At 73.5% G+C, this 17,918-nt stretch carries 18 protein-coding genes; 14 read left to right on the top strand and 4 right to left on the bottom strand.

What is annotated here, in order from left to right; translation table 11 throughout:
* Positions 1-329: 329 nt before the first annotated feature.
* The gene (locus J7462_RS06110) at positions 330-1,034 is read right to left on the bottom strand and encodes a glyoxalase/bleomycin resistance/extradiol dioxygenase family protein (RefSeq protein WP_219462521.1); all 705 of its coding nucleotides are present in this window, start codon (positions 1,032-1,034) and stop codon (positions 330-332) included.
* Positions 1,035-1,112: 78 nt separating this feature from the next.
* Positions 1,113-2,915, bottom strand: coding sequence for an ABC transporter ATP-binding protein (locus J7462_RS06115; protein WP_219462523.1), 1,803 nt, complete (start codon positions 2,913-2,915; stop codon positions 1,113-1,115).
* Positions 2,916-3,163: 248 nt separating this feature from the next.
* Between J7462_RS06115 and J7462_RS06120 the strand changes: the two genes are divergently transcribed.
* From J7462_RS06120 to J7462_RS06155, 8 genes are all read left to right on the top strand, one after another.
* Positions 3,164-3,589, top strand: coding sequence for a MarR family transcriptional regulator (locus tag J7462_RS06120; protein WP_219470050.1), 426 nt, complete (start codon positions 3,164-3,166; stop codon positions 3,587-3,589).
* An 89-nt stretch (positions 3,590-3,678) separates the two neighbouring features.
* Entirely contained in the window at positions 3,679-5,016 is a 1,338-nt protein-coding gene (locus J7462_RS06125) for an FAD-dependent oxidoreductase (RefSeq protein ID WP_305072038.1), read from the top strand.
* Between the two features lie 230 nt (positions 5,017-5,246).
* Complete coding sequence (locus tag J7462_RS06130) at positions 5,247-5,981, top strand: lysozyme (protein ID WP_219462525.1); 735 nt, start codon at positions 5,247-5,249, stop codon at positions 5,979-5,981.
* Between the two features lie 113 nt (positions 5,982-6,094).
* The gene (locus J7462_RS06135; protein WP_255597603.1) at positions 6,095-6,865 is read left to right on the top strand and encodes a peptidoglycan recognition family protein; all 771 of its coding nucleotides are present in this window, start codon (positions 6,095-6,097) and stop codon (positions 6,863-6,865) included.
* 36 nt (positions 6,866-6,901) lie between these two features.
* Positions 6,902-7,273: a helix-turn-helix transcriptional regulator gene (locus tag J7462_RS06140; protein WP_204922997.1), complete on the top strand. Its 372-nt coding sequence runs from the start codon at positions 6,902-6,904 to the stop codon at positions 7,271-7,273.
* Positions 7,270-7,911: an SRPBCC family protein gene (locus tag J7462_RS06145; RefSeq protein ID WP_219462527.1), complete on the top strand. Its 642-nt coding sequence runs from the start codon at positions 7,270-7,272 to the stop codon at positions 7,909-7,911. Before J7462_RS06140 ends, J7462_RS06145 begins: the two co-directional genes overlap by 4 nt.
* Before the next feature lie 73 nt (positions 7,912-7,984).
* Positions 7,985-8,575 (top strand): NADAR family protein, encoded by a 591-nt coding sequence (locus tag J7462_RS06150; RefSeq protein ID WP_255597604.1) that lies wholly within the window; start codon positions 7,985-7,987, stop codon positions 8,573-8,575.
* 34 nt (positions 8,576-8,609) lie between these two features.
* A complete protein-coding gene (locus J7462_RS06155; RefSeq protein WP_219462530.1) occupies positions 8,610-9,119 on the top strand; it encodes an NUDIX domain-containing protein in 510 nt (169 codons plus the stop codon).
* A gap of 62 nt (positions 9,120-9,181) precedes the next feature.
* On the opposite strand, the gene J7462_RS06160 is transcribed toward J7462_RS06155, so the two are convergent.
* Positions 9,182-10,342, bottom strand: a complete 1,161-nt coding sequence (locus J7462_RS06160; RefSeq protein ID WP_219462532.1) for an LLM class flavin-dependent oxidoreductase — start codon at positions 10,340-10,342, stop codon at positions 9,182-9,184.
* 129 nt (positions 10,343-10,471) lie between these two features.
* On the opposite strand from J7462_RS06160, the gene J7462_RS06165 reads away from it, so the two are divergent.
* From J7462_RS06165 to J7462_RS06190, 6 genes are all read left to right on the top strand, one after another.
* The gene (locus J7462_RS06165) at positions 10,472-11,440 is read left to right on the top strand and encodes an aliphatic sulfonate ABC transporter substrate-binding protein (protein ID WP_219462533.1); all 969 of its coding nucleotides are present in this window, start codon (positions 10,472-10,474) and stop codon (positions 11,438-11,440) included.
* On the top strand, positions 11,437-12,270 hold the full coding sequence (locus J7462_RS06170) for an ABC transporter permease (RefSeq protein ID WP_219462557.1): 834 nt from the start codon (positions 11,437-11,439) through the stop codon (positions 12,268-12,270). Before J7462_RS06165 ends, J7462_RS06170 begins: the two co-directional genes overlap by 4 nt.
* Complete coding sequence (locus tag J7462_RS06175) at positions 12,243-13,049, top strand: ABC transporter ATP-binding protein (RefSeq protein WP_374197506.1); 807 nt, start codon at positions 12,243-12,245, stop codon at positions 13,047-13,049. The genes J7462_RS06170 and J7462_RS06175 overlap by 28 nt, the downstream gene beginning before the upstream one ends.
* A 14-nt stretch (positions 13,050-13,063) precedes the next feature.
* A complete protein-coding gene (locus tag J7462_RS06180; protein WP_219462559.1) occupies positions 13,064-14,482 on the top strand; it encodes a selenium-binding family protein in 1,419 nt (472 codons plus the stop codon).
* Positions 14,479-15,114: a hypothetical protein gene (locus tag J7462_RS06185; protein WP_219462561.1), complete on the top strand. Its 636-nt coding sequence runs from the start codon at positions 14,479-14,481 to the stop codon at positions 15,112-15,114. Before J7462_RS06180 ends, J7462_RS06185 begins: the two co-directional genes overlap by 4 nt.
* A gap of 97 nt (positions 15,115-15,211) precedes the next feature.
* Positions 15,212-16,393, top strand: a complete 1,182-nt coding sequence (locus J7462_RS06190; RefSeq protein ID WP_308290780.1) for a molybdopterin-dependent oxidoreductase — start codon at positions 15,212-15,214, stop codon at positions 16,391-16,393.
* Between the two features lie 131 nt (positions 16,394-16,524).
* Here the strand turns inward: J7462_RS06190 and J7462_RS06195 are convergent, their stop codons facing one another.
* Positions 16,525-17,901 carry an endo-1,4-beta-xylanase gene (locus tag J7462_RS06195; RefSeq protein WP_219462564.1) on the bottom strand — a complete coding sequence of 459 codons (1,377 nt, stop codon included), beginning with the start codon at positions 17,899-17,901 and terminating at the stop codon, positions 16,525-16,527.
* Between the last annotated feature and the right edge of the window lie 17 nt (positions 17,902-17,918).

Consider the following 17,918-nt stretch of genomic DNA (forward strand, 5'->3'; position numbering starts at 1 on the left):
CGGCTCCCACCACTTTCCCCACCCCCGCCCCGCTCCCACCCCACCCCCACCACGCCCCGCCCCACCCCGCCCCGCCCCGGTGATCAAGAGGTTTACGTCAACTTTGATCTTCTGAATGACCTAAACCTCTTGATCACCGGGGCATAACGCTCGACGTGGGGAGCGAACGAGGCGGAGCGGAGACAGAGGGACGCGGAGCCTGCCACGCGCCTGGTGATCAAGGAGTTTGCGTCATCGGGGAGATCAAAGTTGACGTAAACCTCTTGATCACCGGGTAGATCGCCGTGTGGGGGTGGGGTGGGTGGGGTGGGGTGGGGTGGGTGGACGGGTCAGGCACCCGGCGCGGGTTCGGAAACCTGCCGATCCGGCTGGGGTTGGCGGGCGCGCAGGAACGGGCCGAGGCCCATCCCGTCCTCGGTGGCCAGGAACGCGCCGCGTGCGGTCAGCAGGGTCTCGTCGGCGTGCGCCATGCACCCCCACGCCGTGTCGCCCCACGAGTCGGCGAGCTTGACCTCCGCCGGTTCGGGGCAGGGCTCACCGCGCGGGCCGCCGATCTGGCACCGGGCGGGTGCGCCGCCGCGCCGACCGGCCGCCTCGGCGGCCTCCCGGATCAGCGAGAACCGCACCTCACCGCCCGCCTGCGGGTCACGCTCCTGCGGCGGTACGGCCTGCCGCTGCCCGAAGGCGACCACGTTGCCGTCGGGGTCGGTGACCCGGCACTCGCCCCCGGGGGCGTGCTCCGGGTAACCGCTCTTCTCGACCGGGTGCCCGGCGGCGGTGAGCCGCTCGGCGGTCGCGGTCAGGTCGTCGACGTACAGGTAGACGAGCAGGGGCAGCTCGACGGTGACCAGGCGGGGGGTGACCGCCGCCAGGAGCAGCGTCAACTCCCCGCACCGCAGGTACGACCAGTGTGAGCCACCGTCGCCGCCGGCCCGGATCTCGGTGTAGCCGAAGTTCTCGTAGAACCGTCGGGCCGCGTCGGCGTCCGCCACGTACAGCACCGGCACCTGGGACCGCACACCACCACTTTGCACGGCGTCACTCTAGTCACCGATGATCGGGGATTCACGTTGTGCAGATCGGGGGTTCTCCGCCCGCCCGGTCGGCCCGGGTCAGCCGGCCAGGGTGGCGTACCGGCCGGCGCGGGCCAGCAGCGTCTCGTGGGTGCCGGACTCGACGATCCGGCCGTGGTCGAGCACCGCGATCTGGTCGGCGTGGCGCACCGTGGACAGCCGGTGCGCGATGGTGATCACCGTGCGTCCCTCGGCGAGGGTGTCGAAGGCCCGTTGGACGGCGCGTTCGGTCTCGGTGTCCAGCGCGCTGGTCGCCTCGTCGAGCACCAACACCCGGGGGTCGCGCAGCAGCGTACGGGCGATGGCCAGGCGCTGCTTCTCGCCACCGGAGAAGCGGTGGCCCCGGGAACCGACGACCGTGTCGTACCCGTCGGGCAGGGCGGCGATCAGGTCGTGGATCTGCGCGGCGCGGGCGGCGTCGGCCAACTGGGCGTCGGTGGCGTCGGGGCGCGCGTACCGCAGATTTTCCCGGATGGTGGTGTGCAGCAGGTAGGTCTCCTGGCTGACCACGCCCACGACGGCGGCCAGGTCGGTCAGCCGCAGGTCGCGCAGGTCGACACCGTCGATGGTGATCCGGCCGGCGTCCGGGTCGTGCAGCCGGCTGACCAGGGCCGCGAGGGTGCTCTTGCCGGAGCCGGTCTCGCCGACCAGGGCGAGGCTGGTGCCCGCCGGGACGTCCAGGCTGATGCCGGCGACGGCGGCGGTGTCGCTGCCCGGGTAGCTGAAGGTGACGTCCTCGACGCGCAGGTGCCCGCGCACCCGGGTCGGGTCGATGGTCACCGGCCGGGCCGGGTCGTCCACCTCCACCGGCAGGTCGAGGTACTCGAAGATCCGGGCGAACAGCGCCAGCGAGGCGGTCAGCGTGACACCCACGTTGAGCAGCCCCATCAGCGGCCGGAACAGCCCGCCCTGCAGGGCGGTGAAGGCGACCAGGGTGCCGATGCTGAGCGTGCCGGCGGTACCGGGCAGCCCCGCGCCGAGGTAGATCACCGCCGGGATGGCGGCGAAGATGATCGTCATGGTGGCCATCCGCCAGCGGCCGGCCAGCTCCGAGCGCAGCTCCAGATCGACCAGGCGGGCCGAGCTGCTGGTGAACCGGTCGATCAGTGCGTCACCCGCGCCGAGGGTCTTGCTGAGCTGCACGCCGCTGATCGACAGCCCCTCCTCGATGGTGACGTTGAGGTCGGCCAGCTCCTGCTGACGCTGGGCGGTGATCTCACGGCGCATCGCGGCGACCCGGCGGGTGAGCCAGATGGCCGGCGGCAGCACCACCAATGAGACCAGGGTGAGCCGCCAGGACAGCGCCACCATGGCGACCAGGGTGGCGACCACCGTGGTCAGGTTGGACGCGATCGAGGTGGCGGTGGAGGTGACCACCGTCTGCATGCCGCCGATGTCGTTGGTGATCCGCGACTGCACCTCGCCGGTGCGGGTGCGGGTGAAGAACGCGATCGACTGCCGGTGCAGGTGGGCGAAGACGTCGGTGCGCAGCCGGTGCATCACCAGCTGCCCGACCCGGGTGGAGATCCAGGTCTGCGCCACGCCGAGCACGGCGGTCACCGCCGCGACGGCGATCATGCCGACGACCAGCCAGACCAGCAGGGTCAGGTCGCGCTCGGGCAGCGCCCGGTCGATCACCGCCCGCAGCAGGAACGGCGAGGCCATCGCGACCATCGACGACACCACGATGATCGCGGTGACCACAGCCAGTTGACCACGGTACGCGGTGAACAGCCGGCCGATGCGGCGCAGCGAGACGGCACGGGCCTGGGTCTTCTCGGCGGCACTGGCGGTCCGGGGGGCGCCGCCGCGGCCCTCCCGGTGGGTCTGGGTGGTGTCCAAGGGGGTCCTTCTTCCGTTCGGGGTTGTCCGCGGGGGTGGAGGTTCACGCTCTGCGGCGCGGTGCGCTCGGCACAGCGGGCGAACCGGTGTTCCGTTCAGGTCCAGTTACTGAGGTTACCTCATCATGAGGTAGCAACAGTGAACACTGCTACCGTATTCCGGTGACCGGTGCGACATCCGACCCGCCAGCCGACCCCCTGGCCGACCCGCCCGCAGGCGCCCCGGCCGACCCGTCCGCAGGCGTTCCGGTGGAGCCGTCGGCCGAGCCGGTCGGGGAGAGCCTCGCCGAGTTGTTCTGGGCGGTGGCCCGTCGGCTGCGCCACCAGTCCCGACGTACCCTCGAACCCTGGGACGTCAACCCCGGACACGCCCGCGCCCTCGCGGTGCTCACCCGGCACGGGGCGATGCGGCTCAGCGCCCTCGCCGAGCACCTGCACATCGCCCCCCGCTCCACCACCGAGGTCGTCGACGGCCTGGAGGAACGCGGGCTCGTCGCGCGCCGCACCGACCCAGCCGACCGGCGGGCGACCCTGGTCGCGCCGACCGACGAGGGTACGCGGGTAGGCGCGGCCATCCGGACGGCCCGCGCGGCCGAAGCGGAGCGCTTCTTCGGCCACCTCTCCCCCACCGACCACGCCGACCTCACCCGCATCCTGCGCACCCTGCGCGACTGAGCCCACCCCGGCCCGGCGGCACCTCGACAGCCACACCGGCCCGACATGCCCGGACGCGGGAGCGGGTGGGTGGGCGTAGCGGCGGGTGGTTGGGGTATGCGCGGGCGGTGCGGGTGGTGGTGGTCGGTGGGGGTTTCTCGGGGCTCGCCGCTGCGGCGGTGTTGTGCCGGGGTGGGGCACGGGTGCTGGTGCTGGAGGCGCGGGAACGGGTCGGGGGGCGGGTGGCGACCCGGCGGCTGGACGACGGCACGGCGCTGGACCTGGGCGCGCAGTGGATCGGCCCGACCCAGGAACGGATGGCCGCCCTGGTGGCCGAGCACGGGCTGACCACGTTCCCGTCGGCCGCGTACGGGAGGCCGGTGGTGCGCTGGGACGGTCGGCTGCAGGAGACACCGCCGGAGTCGGTCCGGCAGACGGTCAACCTGCTCGACGACTTCGCCGCCGAGGTGGACCCGGCAGCCCCGTGGCGGGCGGCGCGGGCGGACGAGTGGGACCGGCTCACCCTCGGCGGCTGGTTGGCCACGGTCACGCCCGATCCGGTGACGGCCCGGTACGTGGGTCGGCTGATCGCCGGTGGGTTGCTGGCGGCGGACCCGGACGAGGTGTCGCTGTTGCAGGTGCTCTTCTACCTGCGCAGCGGCGGTGGGAGCGGGTTGCTGCTGGGGATGGCCGGGGGCGCCCAGCAGGATCGGATCGTGGGCGGGCCGGCCCTGCTGGCGCAGCGGATGGCGGCGGCGCTGCCCCCGGGGACGGTACGGTCCGGGGCACCGGTGCGGACGATCCACCAGGACGGGCACCCGGTGGTGGCGTACACCGATGACGGGGCGTACCCGGCGGAGGCGGTGGTGGTGGCGGTGGCCCCGACGCTGGCGGGCCGGATCGCGTACTCGCCGGCGCTGCCGGCCCTGCGCGACGCGTTGACCCAGCGGATGCCGATGGGGTCGGCGTTGAAGCTGCACGCGGTCTACCCGACGCCGTTCTGGCGGGCCGACGGGTGTTCCGGGGTGACCACGTCGACCGACGGGCCGCTGACCGAGACGGTGGACAACTCGACGCCGGGTTCGACGCGTGGGGTGCTGACCGCGTTCAGCTACGGCCGGCAGGCCCGGGAGCTGCGCCGGCTGTCGCCGGGCCGGCGACGGGCGGCGGTGCTGGCCGCGCTGGTGGGGCTGGTCGGCCCGGCCGCCGCCGAGCCTGACGACCTCGTCGAGTACGACTGGTCGGCCGACGAGTGGACCCGGGGCTGCTTCTGCGGGGCGTTGACCCCCGGCTCGTGGCGGGACCACGGTCCCGAGCTGCGCCGGCCGGTGGGGCGGGTGTACTGGGCGGGCACCGAGACGGCGACCCGGTGGGCCGGCTACCTGGAGGGCGCGGTGCTGGCCGGCGAGCGGGCGGCGGCCGAGGTCCTCGCCCACTACGCCGCCTGACCCGGGACCAGTCGACCCGCCCACCTCTCGACCGTCGGGCAGACCGCGCGACCCGGGCCCGGTGGATCCGCTCGCACCGCGATTGTCGGGCGGGTGGACGGTAGCGCCACGTGCAGAAATAGATAATCTTGATTCAGTCTATTGAAACCTATCTCCGGCCGTGACCTAATACCTGACAGTTCCTTTCGTCGCTCCCGCCGTAACCACGCGGCATCCCCCAGGGAGGAAAGATGAACCGTCTCCGTGCGGTCACGGGCGCGCTGCTGGCGGCCGTCACCATGGTCGCCGCCACCACCCTCGGCATCGTCACCCCGGCCACCGCCGCCCCGGCCGGCCTGCCCGGCATGGACGTCTCCAGCTACCAGGGCAACGTCAACTGGTCCGCCGCCTGGAACAACGGCGCCCGGTTCGCCTACGTGAAGGCCACCGAGGGCACGTACTACACCAACCCGTACTTCGCCCAGCAGTACAACGGGTCGTACACCGTCGGGATGATCCGGTGTTCGTACCATTTCGCCCGGCCGGACACCACGACCGGCGCGACCCAGGCCAACTACTTCGTCGACCACGGTGGCGGCTGGTCGAAGGACGGCCGGACGCTGCCCGGCGCGCTCGACATCGAGTACAACCCCTACGGCGCGACCTGTTACGGGCTGAGCCAGAGCGCGATGCGCAACTGGATCGCGTCCTTCGTCAACCAGTACTACGCCCGCACCGGGCGCTGGGCGACGATCTACACCACCACCGACTGGTGGACCACCTGCACCGGCAACTACAGCGGCTTCGCCGCCACCAACCCACTCTGGCTCGCCCGGTACGCCGGCACGGTGGGCACCCTGCCGGCCGGCTGGGCCACGTACTCCTTCTGGCAGTGGGCGTCGTCGGGCACCTTCCCGGGCGACCAGAACGTCTGGAACGGCACCCTCGACCGGCTCCGGGTGCTGGCCTGCAACGGCCCCTGCTGACCCGACCGGAGCGCCGCAGCCGCCCGGTCGGCCCGGCAACGACCCCCGGCCACCCCGGAGTCGTCGCAATGGTCGACCGGCCGGCACCTCCCCCACCCCCTGAGGAGCCCGCCATGTCCGTACCCGTGTCCCGGCGCAGCGTGCTGCGCGGCGCGGTCCTGCTCGGCACCGCCGGGGCGCTCGCGCCGAACCCGTTCGGCGGATCCGCCGCGAGCGCCGCCGCCGTGGGCCACTCCGCCGTCGACCCGGCCCTGACCACCGCCAGCGCCCTGACCCACGGCAGCGCCCTGACCACCGGCAGCACGTCGGCCGACGGCCGGGTCGTCCTCGGTCGGGTCGACCAGCCGGTGATCGCCAACTGCGCCACCTGGGGGGCCCGGCCGCCGTCCTCGCCGGTGAGCGTGGTCGGCAGCCGGCCCAACAAGATCATCGTGCATCACACGGCGTTCCCGAACTCGACCGACTACAGCCTGGCCCACGCGTACGCCAACTCGCGGGAGATCCAGGACCTGCACATGGACGGCAACGGCTGGCTGGACTCCGGGCAGCACTTCACCAACAGCCGGGGCGGCCAGCTCACCGAGGGCCGGCACGGCAGCCTGTACGCGCTGCTGCACGGGCAGACGATGGTGCAGGGCGCGCACTGCGTGGGGCAGAACAGCCAGGCCATCGGCATCGAGAACGACGGGATCTACGTCGACGTGCAGCCGCCGCAGGCACTCTGGGACAGCCTGGTGGTGTTCTGCGCGTTCACCTGCCAGCAGTACGCCATCCCGGCGAGCCAGATCTACGGCCACAAGGACTTCGCCAGCACCCAGTGCCCGGGTCTGCTGCACGACCGGTTGCCCGAACTGCGCTCCGCCGTCGCCGCTCGACTGGGTTGATTGCTTATATAAGCCATGCCTGATACAAAGGGGACCGTGCACGCCTTCGACGTCCTCGGCGACCCGGTACGCCGGCGCATCCTCGAACTGCTCGCGCAGGGCGAACGGAGCGCCGGTGGGGTCTGCGCGGTCATCCAGGAGGAGTTCGGGATCACCCAGCCCGCCGTCTCGCAGCACCTCAAGGTGCTGCGGGACAACGGGTTCGCCACGGTCCGCCCGCAGGGCGCCCGTCGGCTCTACGCGGTCGACCCCGCTCCGCTGCGGGAGGTCGACAGGTGGCTGGAGGGATTCCGCCGGTTCTGGACGCCGGCCCTGGACGCCCTGGCCACCGAGATCGCCCGGGGTCGGCGCGAACGGCGGGCGCACACCACGACGGACGACCCGACCGAGCACCGGAGCACCTCATGATCGAGACCAGCCACCAGATCAGCGCCGTACGACGCACCGTGGGCAGCCGCACCCTGGAGGCGGGTGAGGCACGGGTGCTGACCATCAGCCAGACGTACCCGACGACGCTGGACGACCTCTGGGACGCCTGCACCAGCGCCGAACGCATCCCGCGCTGGTTCCTGCCGATCTCAGGCGACCTGCGGCTGCACGGCCGCTACCAGTTCGAGGGCAACGCCGGGGGCGTGGTGCAGCGCTGCGACCCGCCGAAGAGCTTCGCCGCCACCTGGGAGATGGGCGACGAGACCAGCTGGATCGAGGTCCACCTGACCCCGGAGGGCGACGAGCGGACCCGGTTCACCCTGGAACACGTCGCCCACGTCGACGACGTCCGGTGGACCGAGTACGGCCCCGGCACGGTCGGCGTCGGCTGGGACTCCGGCCTGCTCGGCCTCGCCAGCCACCTCGACGCCGACGGTGGAGGCGTCACCCCCGACCAGGCCGCCGAATGGATCGGCTCGGCGGACGGGCGACGCTTCATGACGCTCAGCGGCGAGGCGTGGGCCGAGGCCGACATCGCCGGCGGCACCGACCCGCAGGCCGCCCGGGCCGCCGCCGCCCGGACCATCGCCGCGTACACCGGCACGCCGCCGGCCTGACCCCGGGGGCCCGCACCGGGTCCGGGCGAAACCCGGGCGCGGGTTGTCGGTGCCGGCAGGGACACTGTGCGGCATGTCGATGCGCCGCGCCGAAGACGTCCTCGCCCTGCACCGCGCCGGGCACCGGGTGCGCTACCTCTGCTTCTGGGGACACCAGCCGCAGCGGGACGGCACCGTCGGCCGCGGCTGCCTGAGCCAGTGGTGGCCGGCGGCGTTCACCGTCGACGGGCGGCGCTTCGCCACCGCCGAGCACTGGATGATGTGGCGCAAGGCGCTGCTGTTCGACGACGCCGACGCCGGGGAGCGGGTGCTCGCCGCCGGCCACCCGCAGCAGGCCAAGGGGGTCGGCCGCCAGGTCCGCGGGTTCGACCAGGCGGTGTGGGAGGCCGAGCGGTACGCCGTCGTGCTGGCCGGCAGCCTGGCCAAGTTCGGCCAGCACGCCGACCTGCGGGCGTACCTGCTGGGCACCGGGGACCGGGTGCTGGTGGAGGCCAGCCCGGTCGACCGGGTGTGGGGGGTCGGGCTGGCCCCCGACGACCCGCGCGCCGAGGACCCGGCCCGCTGGCGTGGGCTCAACCTGCTCGGGTTCGCCCTGATGGAGGCCCGGGAGATCCTGCGCGACGACCGGCCGACCGACCTCGGGCCGACGGCGGACCTGCCCTGAGCGGGGTGGCCCGGGGGCGGTAACGTGCGGCGGCATGACCGTCCTGCCGTACGCGCACTGCCACTACTGCGGGGCGGCCTACCCGCCGGACGCCGACTGGCCCCGGCTCTGCCCGGCCTGCGGCCAGACGGTGTGGCGCAACCCCACCCCGGTCGCGGTCGCGCTGCTGCCGGTACGGACCGACGCCGGGCTCGGCCTGGTGGTGGTGCGCCGGGACATCGAACCGGCCCGGGGCCAGCTCGCCCTGCCCGGCGGGTTCGTCGAGTACGGCGAGGAGTGGTCCGAGGCGCTGGTCCGGGAGCTGCGGGAGGAGACGGGGCTGGTCGACGAGGCGCAGCGGGCCCGGTTGTTCGCGGTGCACGGCGCCCCGCACGGCGGCACCATGATGATCTTCGGGGTGCTGCCGGAGCGGCCGGCCGCACAGCTCCCCCCGTCGACGCCGACCGAGGAGGCCACCGAGTGGCTGGTCCTCACCGAGCCGGTCGAGCTGGCCTTCTCGACCCACACCCGGGTGCTGGCCGACTTCCTGGCCAGCCGGCACTGACCCCGCCGCGCCCGGCCGGCGCGGACCCGCCGCAGGTGCCGGACCCGCCGGACGCGCCGTGGTCAGACCCGGGCGGGCTGCGGGGCGAACGGGACGCTCGGCGTCGGGTCGGGGGCCGGCTCACCGGCGGGATGCCGCCACAGGCCCCGGGCCCGCAGGATCGGCAGCACCCCCTCACCGAACCAGTACGCCTCCTCCAGGTGCGGGTGGCCGGAGAGGATGAACTCGTCGATGCCGAGCGCGTGGTACTCGGCGATCCGGTCGGCGACCTCGGTGTGGCTGCCCACCAGGGCGGTGCCGGCCCCGCCCCGGACCAGCCCCACTCCGGCCCAGAGGTTCGGGGCGACCTCCAGCCCGTCGCGGCTACCGCCGTGCAGGGCCAGCATCCGGCGCTGCCCCTCGGACTCGCTGCGCCGCAGCCCCTCCTGGGCGGCCCGGATGTCGGCCTCGTCGATGCCGTCGAGCAGCCGGCCGGCCTGCGCCCAGGCCGCCTCGGCGGTGTCCCGGGCGATGACGTGCAGCCGGATACCGAAGCGCGGCGACCGGCCGGCGGCGACCGCCAGGGCGCGGATGTGGTCGAGCTTGCCGGCCACCTGGGCGGGCGGCTCACCCCAGGTCAGGTAGACGTCGCTGTGCCGGGCGGCGACCGGGCCGGCGGCGGTGGACGAGCCACCGAAGTAGACGGGGGGCACCGGGTCGGGCAGCCGGGCCAGCCGGGCGCCCTCGACGCGCAGGTGTTCCCCGACGTGGTCGACGGTCTCCCCCCGCCACAGTGACCGCACGACGTGCAGGAACTCGTCGGTGCGGGCGTACCGGGCGTCCTTGTCGAGGAAGTCGCCGTAGGCGCGTTGCTCGGCGGACTCCCCGCCGGTGACCACGTTGAGCAGCAGCCGGCCGCCGGACAGGCGCTGGAAGGTGGCGGCCATCTGGGCGGCGAGGGTGGGTGAGAGCAGGCCGGGGCGGAACGCCACCAGGAACTTCAGTCGTTCGGTGACCTCGGCGAGCATCGCGGTGGCCAGCCAGGCGTCCTCGCACCAGGCCCCGGTTGGGGTGAGCGCGCCGACGAAGCCGAGTTGCTCGGCGCTGCGGGCGATCTGCCCGAGATAGGCGACGGTGGCGGGGCGGGCCCCACCGGCGGTGCCGACCGCGACGCCGTGACCACCGCCGACGATGTCGCGGCTGTCGCCGTAGGTGGGCAGGAACCAGTGGAAGGTCAGCGGCATCGGGGGTCCTCCTGAGGGATGGGACGACAACCAGGACAGGCTACCCATAAAACCTATCGGTTTGGTAGGTTACTGCCCGCCGCCGACCTGCGGCGTCGCGAGCACATCGTCCACTCCCGAGGAGCCGACATGTCCACCCCGCCGAGGAACCTGCGCCGGCTGGCCACCACCCTGTTCACCGCCCTGTCCCTGGTCGCCGTCGGCGGGGTCAGCGGCTGCACCGACGACGCCGACGCCCAGGCCGGCAGCGGCCCGCTGCGCATCGGCTACCAGCGCTTCGGCGGGCTGAGCCTGGTCAAGGCCCGCAACGCCGCCCCGGACGCGCAGTGGTCGCTGTTCGAGAGCGGCCCCGCCCTGACCGAGGCGCTCAAGGCCGGCGCGATCGACATCGGACAGGTCGGCGAGGCACCCCCGATCTTCGCCGCCGCCGCGAAGATCCCCTTCTCGGTGGTCGGCACCTCCGCCCCGATCCCCCAGGGCGAGGCGGTGCTGGTCAAGGAGAGCAGCGGCCTGAAGACCTTCGCCGACCTGCGCGGCCGGACGGTGGCGCTGAACAAGGGCAGCAACGTGCACTGGCTGCTGGTCCGGCTGCTGGCGGCCAACAACATGACGCTGAAGGACATCACCGTCAAGTACCTCAAGCCGGCCGAGGGACGGCCTGCGTTCGACAACGGCCAGATCGACGCCTGGATCATCTGGGACCCGTACTTCGCCCTCGCCGAGCAGCCCGGGGTGAAGGTCCTCGCCGACGCCACCGGCCTGGCCAGCAACCGGGAGTACGTGCTGGCCTCACCCGAGGTGGTCCGGGACCGCACCGACGACGTCCGCGCCTTCCTCACCACGTACCGGAAGGTCACCGACTGGGGGATCGCCAACCCGGCCGAACGCGCCACGGTGCTCGCCCCCGAGCTGAAGATCCCGCTGGACGTCACCACCCGGGCCCTGGCCCGCAGCGCCCGCCCGCTGGCCCCGGTCACCCCTGCCGTCGGCACCGAACTCCAGGCCATCGCGGACGGCTTCACCACCCTCGAGCTCGTCCCCGGCCCGGTCGACATCGCCGGTCGGGTGGACGACCGGTTCAGCGCGGTGTTCCAGTGAGCAGCACCGTGCTGGTCAGCGCGCCACCGGCCGCCGTCGCGGCACCACCCGACGCCGGCCCGCGACGACGTGCCGGCCTGCGCTGGCGGCGACTGGTCAGCCCGGTCGTGCTCGTCGCCGGGTGGGAGGCCGCCGCCCACGCCGGACTGCTCGCCCCGGAGAAACTGCCCGCGCCGAGCCGGGTGCTCGCCACCGGCGTACGACTGGCCGGCGACGGCACCCTCGGCGTCCACCTGCTCGACTCCCTCACCCGGGCCGGCGTCGGGTTGCTCCTCGGCGGGCTGCTGGCGCTGGTCCTCGGCGTCGCCGCCGGGCTGCTCCGCCTCGGCGACGACCTGGTCGACCCGCCGGTGCAGATGGCCCGGATGCTGCCCCACCTGGGACTCGTCCCGCTGCTGATCATCTGGGTGGGGATCGGCGAGTCGCTGAAGGTAACCCTGGTCGCACTCGGGGTGTTCTTTCCGATCTACTTCAACACCTACGCTGGCATCCGGGACATCGACGAACGGCTCGTCGAGGCAGCCCGCACCTGCGGCCTCGGGCCCGCCGCCCGGCTGCGGCACGTGGTGCTGCCCGGGGCGCTGCCGTCGCTGTTCCTCGGGCTGCGACTGGCGATCGGGGCGGCCTGGCTCAGCCTCGTCGTCGGCGAACAGATCAACGCCCAGACCGGCATCGGCTTTCTGATGATGGAGGCCCGGGAGTTCAGCCAGACCGACGTGGTGGTGCTCGGCCTGGTCGTCTACGCGCTGCTCGGCCTGCTGTCCGACCTCGCCCTACGGATCCTGGAGAGGAGGACCCTGACGTGGCGACGCGGCCTGCGCGCGACCTGACCGGCCCGGCCGGCGACGCGGACGGGGCACCCGCCCGGGCGGACGGGGTGACCGGTGGGGCCACGGTGCTGACCGCCCATGCGGTGCGGCGGGCCTTCGACGGCCGGCCGGTGCTCGCCGGGGTCGACCTGACCATCGCCGCCGGTGAGGTGGTGGCGCTACTCGGCGGCAGCGGGTCCGGCAAGAGCACCCTGCTGCGGGTCCTCGCCGGCCTGGACGCCGAGGCCACCGGCCGGACCCGGGTGCGCGGCACCGCCGCCGTGGTCTTCCAGGAACACCGGTTGCTGCCCTGGAAGCGGGTCGGCGACAACGTTGCGCTGGGGTTGACCGGTCCCCACGTGCGCTCCCGGGTGGACCGGGCGCTGACCGAGGTGGGGCTGGCCGACCGACACCGGGCCTGGCCGGCGGAACTCTCCGGCGGTCAGGCGCAACGGGTCGCGGTGGCCCGGGCCCTGGTCCGGGAGCCGGACCTGCTGCTGCTCGACGAGCCGTTCGGGGCACTCGACGCGCTGACCCGACTGCGGATGCAGTCCCTGCTGCGCCGGCTACGCGCCGAGCACGGCTTCGCCGCCCTGCTGGTCACCCACGACGTCGAGGAGGCGCTGCTGCTCGCCGACCGCATCCTGCTGCTCGACGGGGGCGTCATCGCCGAGGAGATCCCCGTCGACCTCGGCCCCGCCGGCCGGTCCGCCGACCGACCGGCCCGCTCCCCCGACCAGCCCGCCTTCGGCGCGTTGCGTCGCCGGCTACTCGACCGCCTCGGCGTACCCGCCGCCTGACCCCGGAGCCGACCATGACCCGCTGGACACCCGACCCGAGTTTCTACCCCTCCCCCCGCGAGGCGGCCACCGCGCCCGCCGAGAAGCTGGCCTACGTCGCCGCGTTCGACCGTGCGGCGCAGCGGCCGGACGCGATCGTCGTGCTCGACACCGACCCGGACTCCGCCGACTACGGCCGGGTGGTCGGCTGGACCGACCTGCCGCACACCGGCGACGAGCTGCACCACTTCGGGTGGAACGCGTGCAGCAGCGCGCTCTGCCCCACCGCACCGCACCCGCACGTCGAGCGGCGCTACCTGATCGTGCCGGGGCTGCGGTCGTCGCGCATCCACGTGTTCGACACCCGGCCGGACCCGCGCGCCCCGCAGCTGGTGAAGGTGATCGGCGCGCAGGAACTGGCCGAGAAGTCCGGCTACTCCCGCCCGCACACCGTGCACTGCGGCCCCGACGGCATCTACCTGTCGGCGCTCGGCGGCGTCGACGGTGCCGAGGGTCCCGGCGGCATCGCCGTGCTCGACCACACCACGTTCGCCGTCCGGGGCGCCTGGGAGGCCGACCGGGGCCCGCAGTTCCTGGCGTACGACGTGTGGTGGCACCTCACCCAGGACGTCCTGGTCACCAGCGAGTGGGGCACCCCGTCGATGATCGAGGACGGCATCGTCGGCGAGCTGCTGCTGGGGCGCAAATACGGGCACGCGATCCACTTCTGGGACCTCGCCAAGCGCCGGCACGTGCAGCGGGTCGACCTCGGCGACCAGTACCAGATGGCGCTCGAACTGCGCCCCGCGCACGACCCGACCCGGTCGTACGGCTTCGTGGGGGTGGTGATCAGCGTCGAGGACCTGTCCGCGTCGGTCTGGTTGTGGCACCGCGACGGCGCGGGTGCGGACGCCCCGTGGACGGTGACCCGGGTGATCGACATCCCGGCGGAACCCGCCGACCCGGCCGACCTGCCGGACCTGCTCAAGCCGTTCGGGGCGGTGCCACCGCTGGTCACCGACATCGACCTGTCGGTGGACGACAGGTTCCTCTACGTCTCCTGCTGGGGCACCGGGGAGCTGCGCCAGTACGACGTCAGCGACCCGTTCCACCCGGTGCTGGTCGGCTCGGTGCGGCTCGGCGGCATCGTGGCCCGCACCGCCCACCCGGCCGCGCCGGACGAGCCCCTGGCCGGTGGCCCGCAGATGGTGGAGATCAGCCGGGACGGCCGGCGGGTCTACGTCAGCAACTCGCTCTACGGTTCCTGGGACGACCAGTTCTATCCCGACGGGGTGGGCGCCTGGCTGGCCAAGCTGGACGTCGACCCGGAACGCGGCGGGCTCACCCCGGACGTGCGGTTCTTCCCGCGCGGCGAGGAGTTCCGGGGGCTGCGGGTGCACCAGACCCGGTTGCAGGGCGGCGACGCCAGCTCCGACTCGTACTGCTTCCCGTGACCGGGCGGACCCTGCTGGCGTTGGTGGCGCTCGGCGCGTTCCACGGGTTGAACCCGGCGATGGGGTGGCTCCTCGCGGTCGCCCGGGGGTTGCAGGAGCGTCGCCGGGCGGCGCTGCTGGCCGCGCTGCCCCCGGTCGCGGCGGGTCACCTGGCCTCGGTGGCGGTGGTCGCCGCGCTGGTCACCGCCACCCGCTCGGTCACGGCCAGCACCGCGCTGACGGTGACCGGCGGGGCGGTGCTGGTCGGTTTCGGGCTGTGGCGGCTGTTGTCGCAGCGGCACTTCCGCTGGGCCGGGATGCGGCTGTCGGCGGCGCAGGTGGCCGGTTGGTCGTTCCTGATGTCGTCGGCGCACGGCGCCGGGCTGATGCTGCTGCCGGTGCTGCTGGCCGACCCGCAGCCGGCCGGCGGGCACGCCGGGCACCTGGCGGCGGCGCCGGCCGGCGCGCTGCCGGGGCTGGTCGCGGCCGGGGTGCACACCCTGGTCATGCTGGGCGTCGCGTCGACCGTCGCGCTGGTGGTGTACGAGGTGCTGGGGGTCGGGGTGCTGCGCCGGGCCTGGTTCAACGTGGACCGGCTCTGGGCCGGGGTGCTGGTCGCGGCGGGGGTGGTGACGCTGGCCGCCGCGATCTGACCGAATGGCCCCGGCCGTGGTCGGCCAGTGGCCCTGCCCGGCGGGTAACTCCTACTGATTCAATAGGAGTTACCGTCGCCGAGCCGAAGGAGCCCCGGTGTCCACCGTTGTGTCGTACGACGAGGCAGACCACGACGCCCGCCGGGCCCGGCAGTGGCTGGCCGGTCAGGCCCGGGACCCCGGGGTGTCCCGCGCCGAGCTGATCGCGGTGGGCACGGCGATGAGCGCCCTCGCCACCGACACCCGGGAGCCGGTCACGCCCGCCACCGGGCCGGTCGGGGTGCCCCCGGGCATCGTCAAACCGCTCGACCCCGCGCAGCTCACGCCCCGCGAGGGCAACGCCGAGATGCGGTGGGAGGCGATGGCCGGCCAGGGATACGTGGTGCCGAACGACCGGTTCTTCGTCCGCAACCACACCCACACACCCCGCATCGACGCCGACACCTGGCGACTGCGGCTGCACGGCGACGGCCTGCGCGACGCCCCGACCCGGGACGCCCCGGTCGAGTTCGGCTACGCCGACCTGCGGGCGCTACCCGCCGTCGAGCTACCCGCCCTGGTCGAGTGCGCCGGCAACGGGCGGCACTTCTTCGCCAGCCAGCAGGACACCCCCGCCGCCGGGGTGCAGTGGCGGCTCGGCGGTGTCGGGGTGGCCCGCTGGCGCGGGGTGCCGCTGGCCACCGTGCTACGGCACGCCGGGCTGACCCCCGACGCGGTCGACGTGATGCCGGAGGGCCTGGACCCGCCGTACGTCACCGGGGGTGTCGACCTCGGCCGGGTACGCCGTCCGCTGCCGATCGGCAAGGCCCTCGACGACGTGCTGCTGGCGTACGAGATGAACGGTGCGCCGCTGCCACCCGACCACGGCTTCCCGGTCCGGGTGGTGGTGCCCGGCTGGATCGGGATCTCCTCGATCAAGTGGGTCGGTGCGATCGAGGTCTCCACCGTCGCGCTGTTCTCCCCGTGGAACACCAGCCTCTACCGGATGTTCGGACCCGGCCGGCCGGTCGACGGTGGGCCGGCCGACACGCAGTCGGTCAAGAGCGCGTTCGAGCTGCCCTGGGACGCCCGGCTGGCGGCCGGTGTCGAGACCACGCTGACCGGCCGGTCGTGGTCCGGGGCCGGTCCGATCGACCGGGTCGAGGTCGACACGGGCGACGGGTGGCAGCCCGCCACGCTGGTCGGGGCGGACCGGGCGGGCCCTGGCAGCGGTGGTCGACGCGGTGGTGTCCGCCGACCGCCGGCCGGTGGACGCTGCGGGCCCGCGCGGTGGACGTGACCGGCCGGGGTCAGCCCGACCGGGCCCCGGGCAACGACCTCGGGTACCTCTTCGACGGGGTGGTCCGGCATCCGGTGACGGCGGTCTGACCGCGACGGTCGCCGCCGCGCCGGGGTGGGGTCGGTGTCCGGTCAGGCGCGGGCGCAGGTCGCCGTGCCGGTGGGACCGTTGCCGGTGCCCTGGAAACCGAACTCGGTGCCGGCTCCCGCACCGACGGTGCCGTTGTAGCTGACGTTGCGGAAGCTGACCGCACCGGAGGTGCCGGTGTGCTGCGCGTTCCACGCGTTGGTGACGGTGGCGTCCGACGGCAGGGGCAGGTTGACCACCCAACCGTCGAGCCCGGCCGGGCCGGCGGTGACCTTGACGGTGGTCACGAAGCCGCCGGGCCAGGAGTTCACCGACACCGCCGCGGTGCAGGCACCGTCACCGGGCGGCGGCGGCGTGGTCGGCGGGACGGTGGTGCCGCCCGCGTTGAGCGCGTCCAACGTGGAGGCGTACGCGGCCTTCTTGGCGCCGTTGCCGTCGAAGAGCAGCGGGGTGGCGCTGGCCCGCCACGAGTCGGTGTCCCGGATGCCGGAGACGGTGATGCCGGTGCAGCGGGAGACCGCCAGGCAGGCGCTGACCACGCGGGAGTAGCTGTCGGCCTGGGAACTGCCGGAGCCCTCGATGTCCAGCTCGGTGATCTGCACCTCGACGCCGAGGTCGACGAATCGCTGGAGGTTGGCCTGGTAGTCCGACGGCACCGGCGACTGGGCGGTGAAGTGGGACTGGAAGCCGACGCAGTCGATCGGCACGCCCCGGGCCTTGAAGTCCTGGACCATGGCGTACACGCCGTTGCTCTTCGGGTTCTGCCCGTCGGTGTAGTAGTCGTTGTAGCAGAGCTTCGCGCCCGGGTCGGCGGCGCGGGCGGCCCGGAACGCCGCCTCGATCCAGTCGTCACCGGTGCGCTGCAGGTTGGAGTCCCGACGCGCACCGCTGCCACCGTCGGCGAACGCCTCGTTCACCACGTTCCACGCGTGGATCTTGCCCCGGTAGTGGGTGGCGACCTGGGTGACGTGGTTGAGCATGGCGTTGCGCAGGGCGGTGCCGGACAGGACCGCCGTCCAGCGCGGTTGCTGCTGGTGCCAGGCCAGCGTGTGACCGCGGACCCGCATCCCGTTGGCCTGGGCGTGGCTGACCAGCTTGTCGCCACTGGCGTAGGTGAACTGGTTCGGGCTGGGCTCGGTGGCGTCCCACTTCATCTCGTTCTCGGCGGTCACCGAGGTGAACTCACGGTTCAGGATGCCGACGTAGACGGAGTCGGCGAGCCTGTTCACCGCCACCGCGGTGCCGAAGTAGCGGCCCGTCTCGGCGGCGGCGGCACCGAGGGTGGTGCCGGCGCTGGCACTGGAGGCGAGGGCGACGGTGGTGCCGACGGCGACCACGCCGGTAACGATCGAGACCAGTGCGGCACGCAGCCGCGGTGGTGTGGTCCGACGCCCGCTGCTGCGGGCGGACACATGGTTCATGGCAGAGACCTTTCAAG

The organism is Micromonospora sp. RL09-050-HVF-A (genome assembly GCF_019374995.1).
Taxonomy (GTDB): Bacteria; Actinomycetota; Actinomycetes; order Mycobacteriales; family Micromonosporaceae; genus Micromonospora; species Micromonospora antibiotica.